Source organism: Salinivirga sp. (assembly GCF_055145285.1).
Genome location: NZ_JBSRDC010000063.1, coordinates 105054 through 127441, shown reverse-complemented (window position 1 = coordinate 127441; position 22388 = coordinate 105054). Strand labels below are relative to the sequence as shown.

Genomic DNA, 22388 nt, shown 5'->3' with positions numbered 1-22388 from the left:
AGGTAGGGAAATTTTTAATCCTGAATAAGAAAACTTTAAATACAAACCTTCAATAAGCAGAGAGGGCCGCGTTGCAGGCGCAGCCCTCTCCTCAATATTTAATCCACATTCAAGTATTAAGACATAACTTTTATTCCAGCGACCCCACCGCTTTCTCTACCGATTCAAGAATCTCAGCCGATTTCACTAAAGCCTTCATGTTGGTATGATCGTCGTAGAGTGGCCGGTCCACATCAAGAAATTCCACGTGTTTGCGCACTGTTTCCCATGCTTTTTGAACGCCTTTGCCAAAACTGTATTCTTCTTTTCGGAAATCAAGTGCCTGGGCAGCCGCCATAATCTCGATACCCAAAATCCCATAAGCATTATCCAAAATCTGAAAGTTTTTAATGGCCGTGTTCATACCCATTGACACAAAATCCTCCTGGTCGGCAGCTGCCGGTATTGATTGTATAGAGGCGGGTGTCGACAATATGCGCTGCTCCACAATTTGCATGTCAGCGGTGTACTGGCTCAGCATGAGCCCGGAAAACATGCCGGCCCCTTTAGTCAGAAATGAGGGGAGTCCCACATTAAGCGCCGGGTGGTTGAGCCGGTTCATGCGCCGTTCGGACATTACGCTCACCATAGTGATACAGGAACCCACCATATCCATAGGCACAGAAACGGGTGTACCCTGAAAGTTCGCGCCCGAAAGCTGGGTCTTTTCATCGGGGAAAAATATCGGATTATCGCCCACGCCATTCAATTCAATTTCGACCTGCGACCGCGCATAAGCCAATGCATCATGTGCCGCACCAATAACCTGGGGTGTAGAACGCATGGAATACGCATCCTGCACTTTGCACTTCACCTTTCCTTCTTTCAAATCACCACCGGCCACCAGTTTATTAATGGCACTGGCACTACGTACTGCACCTTTAAACCCACGCACTTCGTGTAATTTGGCAGTATAGGGTTTCATATTCGCTTTCAACGCCTCCAGGGACATGGCAGCGCCAATTTCAGCTTGTTTCAGCCAGTTATTGGTATCGAAAACCAATATAGCACTCATGGCAGTCAGCACGTTGGATCCATTGATGGTAGCCAATCCGTCTCTGGCTTCCAATCCTGGGACCGGGATACCTGCTTTATCCATAGCCTCTTTGCCGGGCATAAGCTCGCCTTTGAAATAGGCCTTGCCTTCACCCATCATTAGCAAGGCTATTTGGGACATTGGCGCCAAATCACCACTGGCTCCTACTGACCCTTTTTGGCACACAAAAGGAGTTACCCCTTTATTGAGCATGTCAACAAGGGTTTGTGTAATTATAAGCCTGTTACCTGAGTGGCCGTTGGCATGCACATTGATTCGTCCCAGCATGGCTCCGCGCACATATTCAAGTGGTGCCGGATCGCCGATACCCGCTGCGTGGTTGTAAATTAAATATTTCTGAAAATCCTTGACCTGTTCATCAGACAATACAACTTCAGAAAATTCTCCAATGCCGGTATTGACGCCATACATAATCTCGTGGGCCTCAATTTTTTCTTCCAGCATTGCACGGCATTTATTAATCCTTTTTACAGCGTCGGGATGCAGGGCTACTTTTACATTATTGCGGGCTACATCTACAACTTTTTCAATGGTTAAATCTTTACCAGTAATTGTTAGTATCATTCTCTCTGATTTTAAGTATTTGCAAACGTTTGCAAATTAATAATTTTTGAGGTACACTGTATGTTTATTTGTTGAATATAAATAAGGAGTTAGAAGTCTGCTATAAAGCTTAATAGTATCAACTCGTCAGGTCAGGCTCAAATAAATTTCAACTAATCTAAAAACCAATCTTTACCATTAGCATATAATTTCTGCCGGGCATAAATCGGTTGAGCACGCTGCGATAAAACTCGTCGAAAAGATTATTTATCTTCAGCTCAACATCAACTTTAAAACGATTAAGTTGCCAGCGCTTACCCAGTGCGGCATGGTTCAGATGATAAGGGTAGAGTCCGTCGCGCTCATTATTGCTGTAAAGCAAATAACGCGTACTGTAGGAATTATGCTGGTAATTGATGTAATAACCACGATAGGCTATCGAAGCAAAAATATTTCCTGAATGTTTAGGAATGAAAGGTAATTGTTTTCCTTTGGAGATATCCACTTCTGACAGTCCCTCGCCTGTATTTACGGTCTGCGTATAAGCATAATTAGCCATAAAATAAAAACGGGTCTTTCCCCTGGTAATTTCAGATTTCAACATCAGCTCAACACCTGATGCTTCGACACTTCGCAAATTATAAGGTTCCCATGGGCCTTTCAGACTCGGCAGCCAGATAATCCAATCCTCAATTTGCGAATGGTAGGCCGTAAATTGACTTTCGATTGACCAGTGTGTTTGTTTCAATAAATAATGCAAACCACCATCGAAAGTATAACCCTTTTCTGCTTTAAGATTAGGATTACCCCCGGGCTGCCAGTACATATCGTTCAGCGAGGGGTTACGAAAGTTGCGGGTTGCGCTGCCCTTTAGCACAAAATTTTGGGCAGCAAACGGTTTGTAATTAATCCCGAATGTGTAGATAAGCGGTGTTTGCCGCTTTTCAAGCCAATCCTGCCGCAGGGTAACCGAAATCTGCAGCGGCTCAAAAGGCTCGTAATAAGCTGCTCCCATGGCTGAAGCTTCCTGTCGGGTTACATCGTAACCCAGCAAGGCCACAGTGTCCAGCGAAGAAATATCATACAGGTTATAATCAGCTTTCAGGCGTACCGTAAGCTTTCCGAACGGCTTATATTGGCCGGAAAACTGGTTGTACCAGCTGCGCATATCGCTTCCGGAATTCACATTCAGGTTTTCTTCGTCATTGATGGTGTAACCATTCACATAATCAAGCTCTTGAATATCAAACCCCGAATGAATTTTAAAGGTCCACAACTCACCGAAATAATCAGAGCTTAAAACTGCTTTAAGCGTACGATCGTCCTGTCTGTTGATTCGTTCCTTTGAGGAATCATTGCTTTCATCTGTAAGCACTGTGGGAATAGACCGGTATGCATCCTGGAACCACATTTTAGCAGAAAGCTGCCATTGCGCTAATGGACGCCAGTAAAACTCCTGCATAGCCCCGAAACGTGCAAAATCTGCATTTTGATTTCGCTGAACTTCCGGCTCCGGGAGCAAATGTTTATTTAAAAACTTATAATTGTTTTTGGAAAAAAAATAATATACCCGTGTTTTCGATTGTACTTTTTCGTTGCCCAGGTTCAATTGCCCAAACTCACTAAATGTGCGAAAACTACCTATTCCCTGATGATACCGGCCGCTGAAGCTATTTTGCCAGTCAACTTTGTTTTGTAGACTGATATGGCCTCCCAGACCGCCACTCTGCTCACTCACCGATGCAGCTCCATGTTGCAAGGTAAGGTCGTCTATGATATTGACCGGGATCAGTGAAAAATCGACCATCCCCAACATGGGCGAATTAATATTGATGCCATTCCAGGATACCTGTGTATGCGAAGGGGCTGTGCCACGAAATGACGCTGTGGCCATTGCTCCACGACCATAATTTTTAATGTAAACAGGCGTGTTTTCGGCCAGTATTTCCGATAAATCGGCACTGATATTTTCAAGCAACACAATGGAATCCACTTTAGATTGTTTCATGCCCGCCTCTGTTTTTTCGAAAAGACGTTGCTCAGATATCTCCACCTCAGGGATACGAAACACAGAGTCTTGTATACCCTGGGTGAAGGATATCAGATAATTAAAACAAACCACTATGCATAAAATATATTTACGCACAACCTTCTATTTTTTTATGAGTTTTTTTATATAAACCTGATCATTGCGGTGCAGGCGGATCACATATAAACCTGCGCCAAACCCTGCCAGATTAATCACCTTACTGCCACTTACAAAATCCTCAAAAACGACCTGCCCTGAAACATTATAAACATATAGTTTTCCTTGCTTAGCTTCAACGTGCACCAAATCTTTAAAAGGATTGGGATATGTATTAAACACCTCAGAAATTGGCACAGCCGGCGTTCCATTACCCAAATCAACGGTTGCCTTAGCGGTAGCAGAAATTTCAGGATGTCCATTGAGGGTGGCTGTTACTTCCAGCTCCCCTGAATTTTCAACATGAAGCACATCATTCTCATCAATAATAGCACCATTTAAGTTTACGCTCCAGCTGATATTGTAATCGGCAAGCAGCCTTCCATGATCAAATGCATAGGCCTCCAGCTGTAAAGAAGCCGTTTTGATGACCGGCGGTAAATCTTTAATTACCACAGCCAGGGTTTCACCAGTAATGGTAGAATTTGGCGCCACATCAACAGCGCCCGCAACTTCGGTAGAAACTTCGCCCAGCCAGCCACCATTGGCCTGCATGCTATTTTGAACTTTCACAAAATCAATTACATCCAAATCGATATAATTGCCTGCAGTATCTACGGCCCAACTAATATCAAATGCATCGCCTCCGGAATTTTCTACTGCCGGAGTATACGGATTGTCGGGCACATCATACGGAGATTGCCCCCGAAACTGGTTATCGGCATAACCAAATCCTCTCTGATAAATTTTGACCATAGATGTTGTACTGTCAACAACAGGGAAAATTCTGGAACCGGTTAAACTGTAGGAGTTCTGGTCAATATCCGGGAAAGAATCAGTTAGTGGATAGTAAGGTTGTGTGTGCACTTCGTTGGCAACAATGAAACCTTCATTGCCAAAATTATCGACCCATGGTACATCAGCAGCCTGATCGCTTTGTGGATTTGTATACGTCACCTCATACTGATGCATTGTATTGGAAAAATGATAATCGCTGCCAGCTAACTGATACCAGGTATCATCGGGCAAACCGTTCTGGTTTTCATCTTTCATTACCCATACAATGCCCGGCTCGCTCCAATCGGGCATGGGATTACCGAAAACAGTAAAATCCACACCATACGGATTATCCGGATGATTTTCTACCGGGCTGTCGAACCTGAACACCACGTAGCCACCCCAGGCACCAAGCGTTAAATGCCCGTCTGTAACATCCACAATACTTTCTGCAGCCGAAGGTGTACCCCAGGGATTCTCGTTAATCAGCTGCCCCGGAGCGGGCTTGTATTCCAGCACCTCGCTGATATATTGGGCGTGCACCGTGCTTACTATGGTTATTAAAAAAATAACCACCAAAACCACCGTAATCTTTATTTGATGATATTTTATCATTCGTCTACTTTTTTACTATTCGTTTGGTTACAATACCCTGACCTGTACGAATCTGTAAAACATATACGCCGCTTGCATAGCGAGACATATCAATTTGTCGGCCATGGTATGCATCATTGATTTGATGCAACAACTTTCCGGTATACTCATACAAGCACACATCAACCCGTCCTTTCGAAGGGATAGAAAGGGTAACCTGGTTGCTTACGGGATTGGGATAAACACTAAAGTTCGCAATATCAGCAGTTGCCGCCTCAACGCCAACTCCCGCGGGAGCAACATAAAAATTATCTGCGCAATAGTAAGCCGGAGTATTCATACCCCACTGCCCCATATCTGATGATGAAAGCGCCATTTGCAAACTATCGACAACACCCAGGGTATCAAGCTCTACCCATTGCCATGTTTGAACAATGTAATCTTTAGCATCATTGTCAAACCGATAGTCAGCGAGATAAAATAAAGCCGTATCAGTCGGTGTACTTTCCTGAAATCCCCAAACCTCAAGCTTAAACCAATCCGGATCTGCCCCGGTTACACCACCAAACTGTTTCGTGAAATCATCGCCATACTTCATAGAGAGTGCAGTATAGGTATTGTTGGTTACATAAAAACCTTTTACGCGGTGTGCTTTATCATCATCAAACCGGATAACGGGCTCACTGCTTGCATATGAAACGCCATATGTTGAACCTTCAAACACGGTAGGCTCAAAACCTCCGCCTGTGATGGCACTGTATTGATTCGCATATCCCGCAGTGCTATCATCAGCCATAGATGAATAAGCCCATTCACTCCATGAATTATAATCGGGGTTGTAATTGTTGGAAAAATTCAGCAACCCGGATGTAAATCCTCCGGCACCATCAGCACCATTCCAATAATCATTTTCACCAAGTCCCATACCTTCAAAATCACTAATGGTATAATCTCCGTTAATTTCCGGATAGGCCCCGATAATCAATTCAGCACTTACAGAGCGGCCCGCATTCGTAGCCGTAATTGTTGCAGTTGTTTGTCCGGGCGCCACAAGTTCTACCTGCAACTGCTGATCCTGGACAAATACGCCAGCTACTTCACTATGGCTGTTCGTAACAGAATAGGTAAAATTATCGGTATCATCTGGATCAGTGAAATGTCCATTCAAATCAACAAAAATACTTTCCACGGAGGCTGCGGCCTGAATTTTTTCAAATGGTTCAGTCAACACAGGTCCGTAGTTGGTGCCACTTACTTTAACGATGGGCCGGGCATAGGAAAGTACAAAAGTACCGTTATTCGCTCCCGGCTCCATAATATTGCCTGAAGTTTTCACCATTGTGAACCAGTCATAGTCGCCACTGGTAGTCGCTAAGGTATCATGCGAATCTGTATTGTTGCTCCAGCGCGCAAGCACTTTGTCGTCGTTAGAGTCATTAAAGCTAAACGCCACATTACCAACCTCATCAACATCCACATCATAGGCGCCGGCAGGCAGATTTGTTAAAAATATGCTTTGTTCAAATTGTAACGGATTTGTTGTGGAATCTTCAATTACCGACATTAGCGCACTTCCGTCAAAATATACCAACTGGTTGCTGTCTGTAAAAGAAGTTCCATAATATAAATTTCCCTGGGCATCGATATCAAAACCTGCCGAATTTCCACCGGTTTCAATTAATACGCGGTGATTGTCAGTTCCTGTGGTATCGAGCAAATAAACTTTATTGGGATTGCCGTACGTAGCGCCATCCGCAATGAGGTATCCGTTAAAAATTTCTAAATCAAAATTACCGGTAAGTGTAGCCTCGTGGTGCCACGTACCTGTTGAAGTTTCAATTCTGTATATTCTATCGTCAGTATTACCGGTAACAGTATATCCGGCCCATATTTCGGTGCCCGTGTTATTGACGGTGATAAAACTGGGAAATGCACTGTATGAAGCGGGTTTTGCATAAACAGCAAGCTCCTGGCCCGTTGTCATATCGAGCACACGAATGGTGTCGCCTTCATTCCCATAAAGCAAATTTTCGCGAATGTCGAAAGTAGAAAACACATCGTAACCGGATAAAAGATCCTGGGCAACATACCCATCTCCGGCATTCACATAGCTACCCTGCGCCTGAATTGTGGTTGCAGAAAAAATGGCTGCCACAAACAATAAATAAAACTTTTTCATGAGAAATAAATTTTAAAAATTAAACAAAAAATTAGCTTCAACCTTTTGGGCAGCTGGCTGAATGAATCTGATTTTGTTCGGATTTTTTGCTTCTGCTGCCTTTAAGGTTCTGTTTTCAGATTGCAGCAGACGATACTGTGGATAGCTCTTTACCAGTATGATCAGCTTCCTGTTCACCGCAGGCTGCGAAATCTGATATCACTGGCAGGTCTTCTGACTTTCCTCCGGTACGTGGCGCCTTCCCATTCTTCTGTTAAGAAAAGTGGCATGTTGCCAATCCACAAATGAGGATCACAGCAGCGGGAACTGTTGCCGAATTGCACGGCATTCCCTTTTCATCCCTTGGCATAAGCCTTTTGGGAACCAATGGTGAGACAAAGGTATAATTTTTAAAACCAACGTGAATATTTTGAAACACATATTTTAAAATTCACACACAAAACCCTGATACAAAATTATATATGCGAAGAAATTAAAACTGTGTGCAAACACCTATCAAAAAATATGGTTTTGCAAAGCTTTGATGTTCCCTGAAAATTTTCGTTAGAGCCCCCGAATAAAACTTATGAACTCATCCGAACCCCATTTGATGGCACCGGTTTCTTTTAGCAAAAGGTTTCCCTGTTGATCAATTAAAAATGAAGCGGGAATTTTTTTGCTGTGGAGCATTTCACCAGCGCGGCTTTTTTGCCTGTAAAGCGGTAAATCATAGCCTTTTTTCTGCACATATGCCGAGGCTTTTTCAAGGTCTTCATTCACCAATACAATAAGGTGAATATCATCACCGGCTTTTTTGTAGAGTTTGGCCAAAGCCGGCAGTTCTGCCACACAATGATGGCACCAGGTAGCCCAGTAAGTGAGTAAAACAGGTTTGTCGAGCATATTGCCCAACTGATAAATTTGCCCTGATTGCGATGCAAAAGCCAATGTGAGCTCAGCAGGAGGCAAAGCCTGCTTGTCGGTTACTTCAACGTCGGGGGACGACATAAATAACCTTACCACAAGCGACCCCACTTCACGGCGCCATGATGGTACAAGCATCACAATAACGAGCGCAACCAATATAATGTCAGAAATGATGGAGAATTTTTTCTTTTTTTGGTATTTATCGAACCATTTTTTGATACCCATAACTTTTTGTTTGCATTTAAGGCGACACCCAGTCGCCATTATCTTTAATTAATTGTACTAGCTCATCAACAGCATTTGTAGAGGAAATGTTTTTACGGACAGGTGTTTTACCTTTATACAAAGTAACTTTGTCCGGTGCGGCTCCAACATATCCATAATCGGCATCGGCCATTTCACCGGGACCATTTACAATGCAGCCCATCACGCCTATTTTGAGGTGGTAGAGGTGCCCTGTTTTGGCTTTCACTTCCTTCAAAACTTTCTCTATATCGAACTGTGTGCGCCCACATGACGGACAGGCAATAAAATCGGTAGAAGTTGTTCTGGCCCTGGCGGCCTGAAGTATTTCAAAATTCAGATTCCGCATCCATGATGCATCTGGCACAAACGGGTTAGTAAGCCAAATACCCTCGCCAAATCCATCTACAAAAAGCGGGGCTGCATCTGCTGCTGCCTTTATTCCCAGCAATTCTTTGTTTTCTTCAATGTAATTACGTTTCACCACAACCGGATGATTGAAACCATGCGCTTGCATGTGCATAAAAAATGCCCGCTGATCAGCTACTCCATTGGCATGTGTTGTTTCCAAAACAACAACCGTATGTTGATCGTTCCGCAGAATCTTCAACATATCATCATTTAATTCCTCATTGCGCAGATATACCCACTTCTCTTTTAATCGCAACAATTTATGCAATTGCACATACTCCGCTCTTGTGAGCACAGGAAAAGCATTTTCTGCTGGTTTTCCGGTTACATTAGTTTCATACAACAACCTTAAGTTATCGGGCAAATGGGTTTCTATTTTTGTGGTATTTACAAATGCGTAATCGGCAGCACGCCGGGTTGCTTTCCAACCATGCGCTTCTTGCACATAACCCAATTGTTCAATGTCTGATTTACCTATGCATTCAAGGTGACGGAGGTCTACAATCACAGCTGGTTGTTCCGGACTCACAGATAAATTACCTTGTGCCTTCCTGGGTTGAAACTTCAACGGATTGTACTGTGTCTGTGGTGGAATTTCAACAGGCGTACCGGGTCGCCTCATCACATGCTCAACTAAAGCCTGTGCGACAGGAATTTCAGCTACCGGATTTTCAGTAAGCGAAACCCTTATGGTGTCGCCCAATCCATCGTTCATTAACGTGCCAATACCCGCAGCAGATTTTACTCTTCCAGAAAGGCCATCCCCGGCCTCTGTTACACCAAGATGCAATGGAAAATAAATACCCTCATTGTGCATGGCAACCACCAGATTGCGATAAGCTTCCACCATTACCCGCACATTTGAAGATTTCATGGATACAATTACATTGTGAAAACCATTTTGCTTACACACACGCAAAAATTCCATGGTTGATTCCACCATACCTTCTACGGTGTTTCCAAACCGACTCATAATACGATCAGAAAGCGAGCCGTGATTCGTACCAATTCGTAATGCAGTATTATGAGCTTTACAAACTTCAATTAACGATTCAAACTTGTTCTCTAAACGTTCAAGCTCCCCGTTCCAAGCCTCATCAGAAAGCTTTGTCTCTTCGAATGTTGCTCGTTTGTCAACAAAATTGCCCGGATTTATACGCACCTTTTCAATTGTTTTGGCCAACATGATGGCCAGGTCAGCATTAAAATGTACATCAGCTACTATTGGTGTATCAAACCCTTGTGATTTAAGTGTTTTGCTGATTTGAACAAGGCCTTCGGCATCTTCACGATGGCGCACGGTGTAACGCACCAACGCTCCTCCGGCGTTAATAATTTCTTTGGCCTGTTGCACAGAAGCTTTTATATCAGTTGTAGATGTATTGCACATCGATTGCACGCGCACAGGAGCATCTCCACCGATGGTAATATTTCCTACGTGAACTTCTTTTGTCTGATAACGTTTGTATTGAGCAAGCGAATATGGAATGTGAGCTGTCATTTAATCTTAATATTTACACAAAAATAATGATCAATACAATTTCTGGTCCATCAAATGCAGAGTTTTTAAACAATTGTTCAATTTTTTCTTTAATTTAACCAGGGCCACTCATTCATGTTTATATTTGTAGTGGAAAACAATTTTCATAATATTCATATCTCAACTTAATAAATTATGTCTGAATTTTATCGCATCGCCGTTGATGGTTTTTCCTCCTGCGGCAAAAGCACGCTGGCAAGGCAAATTGCAGAAGTATTGGGTGCTGTATACATCGATTCAGGCGCGATGTACAGAGCAGCGACATTGCTGGCACTTCAAAACAAATGTATTATCAACAATCAACTCGATACTGGCTGCTTTAGGCCGGTTATACAGCATGCGACAATAGAATTTAATGCAGGAAACAATCACTTGTTGCTTAATGAGCAAGATGTGGAAACAGAAATACGCAGCCCTGAAGTTGCTGACCATGTGAGTGAAGTGGCAACTCATGGATTTGTGCGAGAAATACTCGTACAAATGCAGCGAAGTTACAGCGAAAAGGCATCGGTAGTAATGGATGGTCGAGACATAGGCACGCATGTATTCCCAGATGCAGAAGTAAAAATATTTCTAACGGCTGAACCCCGCATAAGAGCAGAACGCCGATTTCAGGAGCTCAGAGAAAACAGCGTGGATATTAGCTTTGACGAAGTATTTGAAAATGTAAAGAAACGTGACGAAAAAGATCAAAACAGAAGAGTGGCACCATTGAGAAAAGCTGATGATGCTGTAGAAATAAACAACAGCTACTTAAGCCGCAACGAGCAACTTGACAAAGCACTGGAAATTATTTATGAAAAAATTGGGGATTTATCATGATTCACGTGGAAATTGACCCCAACAGCGGCTTTTGTTTTGGTGTTGTTCGCGCAATTGATAAAGCAGAAAAATATCTGGAACAAGGCAAAACCATAAGCTCTTTAGGCGAAATGGTGCATAATGCCCAGGAAGTTAAAAGACTTGAATCATTGGGCATGCATACCATAAGTTGCCGGGACATAGACGCAGCCGAAAACGAAAATGTGCTAATCAGGGCACATGGTGAGCCTCCTTCCACCTACAAAACGCTTAAAGACAAAGGACGCAATATAGTTGATGCAACATGCCCCATCGTTTTGAAACTGCAACAAAAAGTAAAAAAAACATACGAGAACCATCCCGAAGCGCAAATAGTGATTTATGGTAAGCAGGGGCATGCAGAAGTCATTGGGTTGGTGGGCCAAACGCGAGGCCACGCATACGTACTTAGCCTACCCGAAGAAGTAAAAAAACTCGATCCGGCAAAACCTGTTTTTATGTTTTCGCAAACCACGATGCCGCTGGAAGGTTTTGCTGAGATGAAAACAGCACTTGAAGCCTACATAAAGGCAGAGGTTATTTCATACGACACCATTTGCAGAAAAGTGGCGCACCGGGTACCGGAAATCAGCCGGTTTGCAGCCATGCATGATGTATGTGTTTTTGTGAGTGGAAAAAACAGCTCCAATGGACGAATGCTTTTTAATGTAGCCCAAAAATCCAACCCAAACACCCACTTTATTAGTAAAGCAGCAGAAATACAAAAAGACTGGTTCACAAATGATATCAGCGTGGGCATTTGTGGTGCCACTTCAACACCTCATTGGCAAATGGAAGAGGCAAAAAAAACAATTCAGGCTTTCTTTATATAAAAAAGCAGGCGCAAGACAGAAACTGCTCAAACAACCTGCTTTATAGAATGATTTAAAGTTTAGAAGACATTACACATCCTTAAAATCAACCGTCTTCATCATTTCATTATATTTTTTGATACGTTTTTGATCAATTTGGTCACCCGCTTTAAAAAAGGGTTTTGCATCAAATCTTTTGTCAATGGACTTTATTCGATCCAGATAGCTTTGTGCTTTGCGGTAATCTCTAAGCAGAAAGCTTGTATTGGCCAAATTTAAAAGCGCATAGCATGTGACTTTTTTATTTACGCGCGATTTGCGCTTGTTAAGATTAGATTCCTTCAGCGCTTTGGCCCATATCTGGCGTGCTGATGCAATAGCCTTTTTATAAGCTGGTAAGTCTTTATCTTTTATAAAAGTTTGTGTGACTTTAAATGCTATTTTCCGGGCACTGTTAAAGTCTGAATAATCGAAACGTTTAAATTTATCAACTGTGTAAAATTTAATTGTTCTGTTGGCATTATAAAGCATAAACTCATCATTTATCCGGTCGTTTATGGTTTCATTTAAAACTTGCTGCACAGCTTCTTCAACTTTTTTATCAAGTGCCCAACTTTCCATTTTTGATTTTGCCTCTAACTCGGTTCCGCCAGTTTCCTGAGCCATTACATTCTTTTTGATTTTTCCGGAATAGTATTTATGCTGCTCATATTTACCATTGTCATCATTGGCTTTTTTACCTGACAGCACATAATCTACCTGATATTGAATATTTGATTTGGCCACAAAAGTTGTATATCCTCGAGTAATTTTAGTGGTTTTTATAGGTGAGGTTTTCACCTTATTCAACCCTATCTCAACTTTAATACAGTCCTTTGAGCTATTGGCACTGGCCTTTTTTTCCATACCAATTAAATCAAGATTTAAATTGTAGTCTTTCCCATCTAACGAGGGATGTCCGGGAAACACTTTAACATCTACTGTATAAGACTTAAATCGTGGTGGAATAGGTTTGGCGGGATAATGTTTAATTGTATAGTCCAGTTCCTTTGAACTAATACGTTGCCCCATCATCATTGAGGTTAAAAACGCGAAAATCAATAATAAGCTTACTTTTTTCATCTGTTTATAATTTTGATTTTAGTGGTCAGATGGAGCTCGCCATGATGATTCATATTTACGTCACACATGATTTTTTTTTCATTATAATCAATAGGCGTGTGTGTCAAAAATTTTGTCATGGCTCGGTTCATCTGTTTAAAATTTTTAGTTTTCACAATTGTTTTGTTTTTATAAATAAATAATTCTGGGTGAATACAAAATTAAACCGGCCACTGCTCAAAATCAATACCCCTGATATCGCGAAACAGTTGCACTGCATAAATATCAGTCATTCCACTAATGAAGTCCAACACATTACGCAGGCGGTTATACAAATCACCCTCGCGCACCTCAAATTGCTCCGGAATCAGCGATAATAGTTGCTGGCTGTATGATGCTTCCGGGTTCATTACGGCACCCACAAACTCTTCGAGTAAAGTTCCCAGAACATGATACCCGGCGAGCTGTATTTTAACCACTGATCTGTGATTATAAATTTTTTCCGCACTAACTTTTTTGCAGCGCTTCATATTTTCCATCAGATAGTCGGGCAAATGTTTGTACAAGGCATCCTGAAAGGTGCCATTCATGATCGCATCATAATTTTCCACAAATACGTCAGCACTGGCATTGACCAATTTATTGATAATAGAAGCGCGCAAAAACGAAATCAGTTCATTTTTGTCGGAAACCTCTTTTTGTACCTCTTTAAATTTATATTTCAACGAATCATCGGCTTCGTAAAATGGTGCCAGGTATTGGATAATCTCCTCATACGTTAATATTTTCAACCGATGTGCATCTTCCATATCCATCAATAAATAGGAAATATCATCAGCTGCCTCCACCAAAAAAACCAACGGGTGACGGCTATAAGTACCATCAGATTGCCATATGAGACCGGTCTTTTTCCCCACCTCATTAAAGCTGTTAAACTCCGTACTAAAAAAACCATATTTATTGCCAGAGGCCTGAGTTGAGGCGTACGGATACTTGATTATTGACCCAAGCGTGGCATAAGTCGTAACAAATCCACCTTTTCTACGCCCGTTGAACTGATGTGTGAGCAACCGTAACACATTGGCATTACCTTCGAAATAGGTGAGGTCTCTCCATTGCTGCTCATCAAATTCATTTTTTAAGTTTTGACCTTTCCCATCGCGAAAATAGCGCGACAATGCATCTTCTCCCGAATGCCCAAAGGGGGGATTGCCCATATCGTGGCACAAACAAGCTGTAGAGACAATGGTAGGAAGCTCTTCCAATAAATGCGAAGGGGGTCCGTTTTCTATACTCATCAAGTAATTCGCAATCTTTCTGCCCAGCGATCTTCCCACACTGGCCACCTCAAGACTATGGGTAAGCCTGTTGTGCACATAAACCGAACCCGGTAGCGGGAAAACCTGTGTTTTATTCTGCAACCTTCTGAAGGCCGGGGCAAAAATTATGCGGTCATAATCGCGTTGAAACTGCGATCGTATCTCAACAGGGTTCAATTGACGGGTATCCTGACCGAACCTATTTGCATTTAACAGCTTGCTCCATTCCATAACTAAGTTTTTCAGAAAGCGAACTTACAAAAATTTGCGTAAAACATTTAACCTGAAAGGCAAATAAGTCCAAACATATAAAAACATTTGGATAAGCTAATATTCAGAAAAAGAACATTTAGCGACACAACATACTATTTATTATGATAAACTTTTCTATCTTTATCAACTAATTAAGCTATGAGAATCCAAACAAAAAACACTTTGCTATGAGAAATTTTTTATTGAAGGGCACCCTTTTAGTGACCTTTCTAACTTTGTGTGCCTTTTTTCTTAAGGGCCAGAAATTTGAATATGCTGATGGTTGGGGCAAACAAGGCCTTACCATTGAAAATCAAAAATCAAACGGAATAACATTCAACTATTCCGTTAAAGCATTTGCACTTACAGACCAGCAAATAAAGGAAGAGTCTATGAAAGTGGTGCAACTGCCGGGCAGCATGCTACCAAACGATGCCGGAATGCCCAACTTACCAGGTGAAGGTCACATGGTAGCCATTCCGCAAGGAGCAAAAGCACAACTAAAAATTGTTGATTATCGCGTAGAAACAATTGAAAATGTGAAAATTGCACCTGCTCCTGTAATACCATTAGACACCGACAAAGAACCCATGAAATACGAAAAGGATGAAAAAGTCTACACAGCAGACCGCTTTTATCCTGCAGATCCGTTTAAAATATCTGATGCTATTAACCTAAGAGGCGTCAATGCCGTAACGCTTGGAGTAACTCCTTTTCAGTACAACCCGGTAACCAAAGTTTTAAAAATATACCGCGATGTTAAAATGGAAGTGACTTTCGAAGGGGGTAACGGAAAACTTAGCGAAGCTAAATACCGAAGTCGCTTTTGGGAACCAGTTCTCCAGCAAAACCTTATCAATTACGAGGCACTGCCTAAAATTAACTTTGCCGAAAAAAGCAACAAAGCTAAAGATGGCGAGGCCGATTATGTAATTCTAACCATTGATGACCCGGACTTTATTGCCAAAGCTGAAGAAATTGCAGAATTCAGAAGAAAACAGGGAATTTCAAGCATGGTTATAACCACTACAGAGGTTGGTGGCAATACAGTTGCCGCTATCGAAGATTGGGTAGATAATGCATATTACAACTGGACAAACCCACCAGAAGCCTTCCTGCTTTTGGGAGACTATAGCACCGGTTCCGATGGAATCATTTCCCATTTGTATGATCACCCATCATATTACCCCGATTTCGCATCGGACAATCGCTATGGCGATGTAGACGGCGATGAACTTCCCGACATTGTATTTGCGAGAATCACCGCCGAAAACACAACCCAACTCAACACGATGGTTTCTAAGTTTATGGACTATGAACAAAACCCACCCACAGACGCCAGTTTTTACGATAACCCGATCACAGCCCTGGGCTGGCAAACAGAACGCTGGTTCCAGATATGCTCAGAGGTTGTAGGTGGTTTCTGGAATAACGAGTTAGGAAAAAATACGGTCAGAATCAATGCCGTTTACGACGGTAGCCCTTCATCAGACCCATGGTCAACAGCCACAAATACTCCAACTGTTATGGATTATTTCGGGCCAAACGGACTGAATTATTTGCCGGCAACACCCGGTGAACTTGGTGGCTGGTCAGGCGGAACAGCCGGAGATGTAGCCAATGCCATTAACAATGGTGCATTCATGCTGCAACACCGCGATCATGGTGCATACTATGGCTGGGGAGAACCGGCATTCCAAACAAACAACATTAGCTCTTTGACCAATGTGGACAACAAACTTCCGTTTATCTTTTCCATCAATTGTCAAACAGGAGCCTACCACAACCCGGAGGAAGACCCTACTTTTACAGAAGCCTTTCACCGCTACACATACAATGGCCAAAACAGTGGTGCACTCGGACTTATTGCAGCCACAGAAGTTTCTTATTCTTTTGTAAATGATGTTTATGTATGGGGCCTTTTCGACAACCTCTGGCCTGATTTCATGCCCAATGAAACGGCTGACTTTTCCAACAACTTTGTTTATCCTGCTTTTGGAAATGCGGCAGGAAAAATCTTCTTATATCAATCAAACTGGCCTTACAATACAAACAGCAAGGAAGTAACCTACCGGCTTTTCCACCACCATGGTGGTGCCTATCTGAATGTTTACACAGAGGTTCCACAAAACCTGACAGTAAATGCTCCTGATTCGCATGTTTTTGGCAGCAACACCATGGACATCAGTGCAGACGAAGGCGCTACAATTGCAGTAACCTATTTCAACGAAACAACCCAACAAACCGAAATCCTGGGAACGGCTATAAGCACAGGCGGAACAAACACCATTACCCTTACAAATATACCAAACCCCGGAACTGAGTTACTTACTACGGTTACAAAACAAAATTATTTCCGCCATACTTCAACTACCACCATTATTGCGCCTTCAGGGCCTTATGACGTGGTAGACAATTTTACAATTAACGACGGCCAAAACAATACTGCAGATTTTGGCGAAACCTTTAACCTGGACATCAGTATTAAAAATGTGGGTGTAGATATTTCTGAAAATGTAGAAGTTACACTTACCACTGAAGATGTTCATGTACTATCGCTGACTAATGCAACCAATGTCAGCTACGGTGATATTCAGCCAGATACAATCGAAACCAACTCAGGTAATTTCACAGTAGAACTGGCCAACAATATCCCTGACGGCACAACAATAACCTTTGCTGCAATTATTACAGACAATGCAACCAAAAGCACATACGAAGGCAGCCTTTCATTCAAGGTTAACGCACCGGTCTTAACCATTGGCACCCTTTTGATAGATGATGCTACTGGTAATGGCGATGCCATACTGGATCCGGGCGAAACTGCCGATATTATTATTCCGGTCACCAATACTGGTAATGCTGATGTATCTAATGTAATTGGCAATATCACCTCCACAAGCACCGACATCACCATAAATTCAGCAACTACAGTGCCGGTGGGCTTAACAGTAGAAGGAACCCAGGACCTAATTTTCAACGTTACTGCAGATACTGCTACTCCCGATGGAACACCCGTAAACATTGATTTTGAAGTAACAGCAGGTGCTGAAAATCAATATACTGCCGAAGACGCCAAAACTTTCGTTATAGGTTTTGTGCCGGAATATTGCGACGCAGGCTCTGACAACCAGAATGATGAGCACATCTCAAGAGTTCAGTTTGCAGATATAGACAATACATCCGGAGCATCAAATTATACGGATTATACCGAGATTTCAACTGATGTATTTGTCAGCCAATCATACCCAATAACCATTACCAACGGAGAACATTGGGACGGAGATGAAATGGGTTGCTGGATAGACTGGAACTACGACGGTGACTTTGAAGACGCCAACGAAAGCATTACCATCAACTATTCTGAACCTGACGGAACCGGCACAATCATGGTTCCGGCCGATGCCCAGGTTGGTATGCTTACCATGCGTCTGCGTGTGAAGTATTCATCCGGTGATCTCTCCCCATGTGGCAATAGTAGTTATGGAGAGGTTGAAGATTACACAATAAATGTTATTTCGCCCAACATCTATGCAGGAACAGCTTCTGCTAACCCACTTGAAATATGCAGCACAGGCACAACTACCCTTTCCTTAGAAGGATGGATTGGCGACAGCCTGCAATGGCAAGAGTCTGCAAACGGTACAACATGGACAGATATTCCTGATGCCACCACTGAAAATTACACAACCACAGAATTTTCTGAAAACCGCTATTTCAGAGCAGAAATTTATGCTGAAGGCGAAAACCCGGTAAATACCGATGCGTTGTTAGTTGAAGTATTCGCAACCCCGGTTGCCGGAACAGCTGCATCGGATATGAGTGAAATTTGTGCCGGAGAAACGATTAATTTAACACTAACCGGATACATCGGCAATATTCAGTGGCAAAAATCTGACGATGGAAGTAACTGGATGGACATTTCTGGTGAGATTTCAGAAACATATACTTCCAATGCCTTAACCAATGATGTTTATTTCAGAGCAAAACTATCGAACCCGGTTTGCGAGGCAGTGTACTCAAACGAACAGTTGATCACAGTTAATCCACTGGCTGATGCCGGAACAATAACCGTGAACGAAACTTCTGTTTGCGAAGGTGAAACAATTACTTTAGTCACCTCAGATTATATCGGCACAATTCAATGGCAAATCTCAGATGATGGTAGTGCATGGAGCAACATGGAAGGCGCAACAGCTGACTCATACACTTCAGAGGCCCTTGCAAGCTCATGTTTCTTCCGCCTGAAAGCAACCAACGGATGTGGTGATATATTTTCTGAACCAATGGGAATCAGCGTTTTTGCCAATCCAATCTCTGCATTTTCTTACGAAACAGATAGCCTGAACATCATGCTAACCAATGAATCGGAAAATGCGGATACATACAACTGGGATTTTGGTGATGGTGAAGGCACCTCAAACGAAGAAAACCCGGCATATACCTATACCGCCGATGGCAACTACACAGTAGCGCTTACAGCAGCAAACGGAATTTGCCCGGATAACCAATGGACTGAGGACGTTAACATATCAGCCACCTCCATCGATGATTTGGCAGAATTAGGTATTGAAGTATTTCCAAACCCAAATAATGGAGTATTTAACGTAACCGTTAGCGCTGAAACTACAATGACCATAATTAATAATACTGGTAAAATTGTATATCAGGAATTAATAAATGATACAACAAGCGAAGTTGACATTAAGACACTTCCGGATGGATACTACATCATCAGGTTCCTAACCGGCAAACAAATAGCCTACAAAAAGATTATTAAGCAATAATTGAAATAGATTTCACAAAGGAGGCTGTCTAAAAAGGAGTAATGACGAAATTTAACCTTTTAGACAGCCTCATCTTTTTATAACCCAACCTGAATTAGCCGTGGGCTGCATTTAGTTTTAAACAACCCACAATTTTAAGTGTGTTTATGGCAGATTAATTTGTTGATGCGCGGCTTTTCCTATTGTATGAGTAAATCTCCAATAACGCTATTGCATACTGAAAAAGAACAAACTACAAAGACTCGCATTTTAAATAAGTTATATTAATCTACCGTCATTCCCTCGGAAAAGTCCTCACTGGTGCCGCCGTTTCGACCATTCATTTTACGTTGTTTAAAACCTTCATTTATTCTGTATGTTATGCCCACGTAAACAACCGGGAAATCAGGACGACGCACGAACTCATTTTTAAAGTTACTACCCTCAGAGGTAAATCGCCACTGAAAGTTGCCAAGCGGATTTCGTACGCGGAGCGAGAGCGTAAGCTTGCGATCTAACAACAATTGCTTATATCCCAACCCGGTAAAAAAGAACCCATCTCTTTCGCCCTGCGAGGTAACCGAAGGGGAATAATACATACCAAACATTTGCAGATTAGAATTGGGTCCGAAACGCACATTGGCATTACCTCTCAATTTATGGTTAACAGACTCATTTGAGAGGTCTTCGCCATTGGTTTCCCCATCGATGGTGTAACGGAAAAATGAATAAGATAAATTAGCGCTCAGCCATTTGGCAAATTTGTGCCGGCCGCTAAACTCTGCACCAAGCGATGTTTCTTTGTTAATATTCTCAAATGTCAACAGCACCATATTATCATCAATGGCTTTTTGGATGCGGCCAATATTGTTATCAGTCTGCCTGTAAAATACCGTAGCATTAAAAAACGACTGGTCAAAATATTTCAGATAGTTCATTTCCAATGAGTGGGCATATTCCGGGTCCAGATCAGGATTACCTTTTCTGATGGTAAAAGCATCAGAACGCTCCTCATATGGGTTAAGAAAATAAGTGCGGGGCCGATGCACCCTTCTGCTGTAGCCGACCATCAGCTTATTGCTTTCGTTAAGCTCATAACTAAAATGCAGCGTTGGATACACGGTAAAAATTTCTTTCGTATTCGAGTCATCATTGGCTTTTTGTTCGGTGTAAACGCGTGAATACTCTCCACGCAAACCAAGCTGGTATTCAATACCACCAAGTGGCCCTGAGAACATCGCATAGAGGGCATGAATATCTTCCTGATAAATAAATTCATTATTAGGCGCTCCGGGAATTGGATTCAGAATATCACCGGTTTGGTTGTAGTTAATTGCACGAAGAGACGATTTAAATCCGGCTTCAAGCTTATTGCCCCCCAGAGGTAACACATAATCGGCCTGCAAAGTGCTATGATTGTGATCCTGGGTAGTTTCTGTTAAGGTTTCTTCCACAATATCTGCTTCTGTACCCAGGGTGTCTTTCAAGGTATAAGCAGATTCTGTATCATCCTTTGAAGAAAAAGTGGCCATGAGTTTCAATTCATGGTCTTTTTCATCAAACTTATGAATATAAACCCCGGACAAATCGTAAGATGAGCCTTCATTTTGATTTTCTCCTTCGGTATATGATTCAATGAGAATTGATTCAGGGTCGGTATATTGTTCGTAAAAACTCTCATTTCCCCGCTCACGTTCATTCAATCTATACTGGGCATTAAAAGATAACAGGTTCGCGTCATTGAAATCGTAATCCATACCGGCTTTAAAATTATGCGAAATCCGGGTATGTCCTCTCTCTCCTTCTTCGTCACGATAATGTGTGGTATCGTTGCGGTAAGTTTCATAATATGATTCAGAGTTGCCTCCACGACCACCCTGCCTCAAGCTATATCCACCAATCAGGTTGAGTTTGTTTTTTCGGTAATTCAAATTGGCAGAGGCATTGTAACGGTCGTCATTTCCCACTGAAGCACTAACCAGGCCATTCAAACCACCTTTCAGATTCTTTTTCATAATTATATTCAGTATGCCGGTCAGGCCGTCAGGGTCGTATTTGGCTGATGGGTTGGTAATAATTTCTATTTCTTTTATCGAGTTGGCCGGTATCTGCTGCAGCGCTTCGCTACCTTCCATAGCTGTTGGTTTTCCGTCTATAAGCACTTTAAAGTTGCTACTTCCCCGAATCGAAACATTTCCATCAATATCCACCTCAACACCTGGTGCATTTTCCAGGGCATCTACTGCTGTTCCGCCAACGGTGTTGATATTTTCAGATACATTGATCACCCTTTTATCAATTTTAAACGTCACATCCTCTTGCTTGGCCGTAACATCTACAGCATCGAGCTCCACATTGGCCGGTTGTAGTTTCAGCGCACGCAGGCGAACTACCGGGTTGTCGTCGGTAATTTGTATTTTGTTTATGGTGTGGCTTTTATATCCCATAAACTTAATGCGCATATCGTATGTTCCGTTGGGAATTTTTTTCAGCATAAAAAAGCCTTTGGGGTTGGTAATGGTTCCGTTGACCAGTGAGGAATCGGTCGATTTAAAGAGGGCAACATTGGCGTATTCTACCGGGTTATTGGTTTCGGCATCAACTACGCGCCCCACAATACCTGATGAAATGGGCATACCACCTCCTCCGGTGCGACCACCGGCAGGGCGTCGGCCTTCAGGCGTTTGAGCATTTACATTGAATAAAATAAAAACGAGTAAAAGGGAAGTAAATAACTTTTTCATTTGGATAATAACTTTAAAAATAATTCACAAAAATATACTATCACCATTTATTAAAATGGCAGTACGGATAATTGTTCGAT

The 22388-nt window shown here is 42.3% G+C and carries 12 protein-coding genes and 1 riboswitch; of the genes, 3 read left to right on the top strand and 9 right to left on the bottom strand.

The features are described 5' to 3' along the window. Nucleotides 1–130 precede the first annotated feature (130 nt). The 6 genes from ACTB0Y_RS13805 to ispG form a co-directional block, all read right to left on the bottom strand. A complete protein-coding gene (locus ACTB0Y_RS13805; RefSeq protein ID WP_463207415.1) occupies nucleotides 131–1660 on the bottom strand; it encodes an HAL/PAL/TAL family ammonia-lyase in 1530 nt (509 codons plus the stop codon). A gap of 157 nt (nucleotides 1661–1817) precedes the next feature. Then, on the bottom strand, nucleotides 1818–3785 hold the full coding sequence (locus ACTB0Y_RS13800; protein ID WP_463207414.1) for a TonB-dependent receptor: 1968 nt from the start codon (nucleotides 3783–3785) through the stop codon (nucleotides 1818–1820). Between the two features lie 6 nt (nucleotides 3786–3791). Further along, nucleotides 3792–5216: a T9SS type A sorting domain-containing protein gene (locus tag ACTB0Y_RS13795; protein ID WP_463207413.1), complete on the bottom strand. Its 1425-nt coding sequence runs from the start codon at nucleotides 5214–5216 to the stop codon at nucleotides 3792–3794. 4 nt (nucleotides 5217–5220) lie between these two features. Beyond that, nucleotides 5221–7374 (bottom strand): DUF4465 domain-containing protein, encoded by a 2154-nt coding sequence (locus tag ACTB0Y_RS13790; RefSeq protein ID WP_463207412.1) that lies wholly within the window; start codon nucleotides 7372–7374, stop codon nucleotides 5221–5223. A gap of 186 nt (nucleotides 7375–7560) precedes the next feature. Then, a riboswitch (cobalamin riboswitch) is annotated at nucleotides 7561–7757 on the bottom strand. Nucleotides 7758–7917: 160 nt separating this feature from the next. Continuing rightward, nucleotides 7918–8505: a TlpA family protein disulfide reductase gene (locus ACTB0Y_RS13785; RefSeq protein WP_463207411.1), complete on the bottom strand. Its 588-nt coding sequence runs from the start codon at nucleotides 8503–8505 to the stop codon at nucleotides 7918–7920. Nucleotides 8506–8521: 16 nt separating this feature from the next. Beyond that, nucleotides 8522–10435 carry a (E)-4-hydroxy-3-methylbut-2-enyl-diphosphate synthase gene (ispG, locus tag ACTB0Y_RS13780; protein ID WP_463207410.1) on the bottom strand — a complete coding sequence of 638 codons (1914 nt, stop codon included), beginning with the start codon at nucleotides 10433–10435 and terminating at the stop codon, nucleotides 8522–8524. Nucleotides 10436–10609: 174 nt separating this feature from the next. On the opposite strand from ispG, the gene cmk reads away from it, so the two are divergent. Continuing rightward, nucleotides 10610–11296 carry a (d)CMP kinase gene (cmk, locus tag ACTB0Y_RS13775; RefSeq protein WP_463207409.1) on the top strand — a complete coding sequence of 229 codons (687 nt, stop codon included), beginning with the start codon at nucleotides 10610–10612 and terminating at the stop codon, nucleotides 11294–11296. Then, nucleotides 11293–12147, top strand: coding sequence for a 4-hydroxy-3-methylbut-2-enyl diphosphate reductase (locus tag ACTB0Y_RS13770; RefSeq protein WP_463207408.1), 855 nt, complete (start codon nucleotides 11293–11295; stop codon nucleotides 12145–12147). The genes cmk and ACTB0Y_RS13770 overlap by 4 nt, the downstream gene beginning before the upstream one ends. 69 nt (nucleotides 12148–12216) lie before the next feature. Here ACTB0Y_RS13770 and ACTB0Y_RS13765 read toward each other — a convergent pair whose 3' ends face one another. Next, the gene (locus tag ACTB0Y_RS13765) at nucleotides 12217–13248 is read right to left on the bottom strand and encodes a hypothetical protein (RefSeq protein WP_463207407.1); all 1032 of its coding nucleotides are present in this window, start codon (nucleotides 13246–13248) and stop codon (nucleotides 12217–12219) included. 200 nt (nucleotides 13249–13448) lie between these two features. Next, nucleotides 13449–14777 (bottom strand): deoxyguanosinetriphosphate triphosphohydrolase, encoded by a 1329-nt coding sequence (locus ACTB0Y_RS13760; protein WP_463207406.1) that lies wholly within the window; start codon nucleotides 14775–14777, stop codon nucleotides 13449–13451. Nucleotides 14778–14986: 209 nt separating this feature from the next. Here ACTB0Y_RS13760 and ACTB0Y_RS13755 point away from each other — a divergent pair, with 209 nt between their 5' ends. Continuing rightward, complete coding sequence (locus ACTB0Y_RS13755) at nucleotides 14987–19585, top strand: C25 family cysteine peptidase (protein ID WP_463207405.1); 4599 nt, start codon at nucleotides 14987–14989, stop codon at nucleotides 19583–19585. Nucleotides 19586–19848: 263 nt separating this feature from the next. Here the strand turns inward: ACTB0Y_RS13755 and ACTB0Y_RS13750 are convergent, their stop codons facing one another. Further along, nucleotides 19849–22308, bottom strand: a complete 2460-nt coding sequence (locus ACTB0Y_RS13750; RefSeq protein ID WP_463207404.1) for a TonB-dependent receptor — start codon at nucleotides 22306–22308, stop codon at nucleotides 19849–19851. Nucleotides 22309–22388 lie beyond the last annotated feature (80 nt).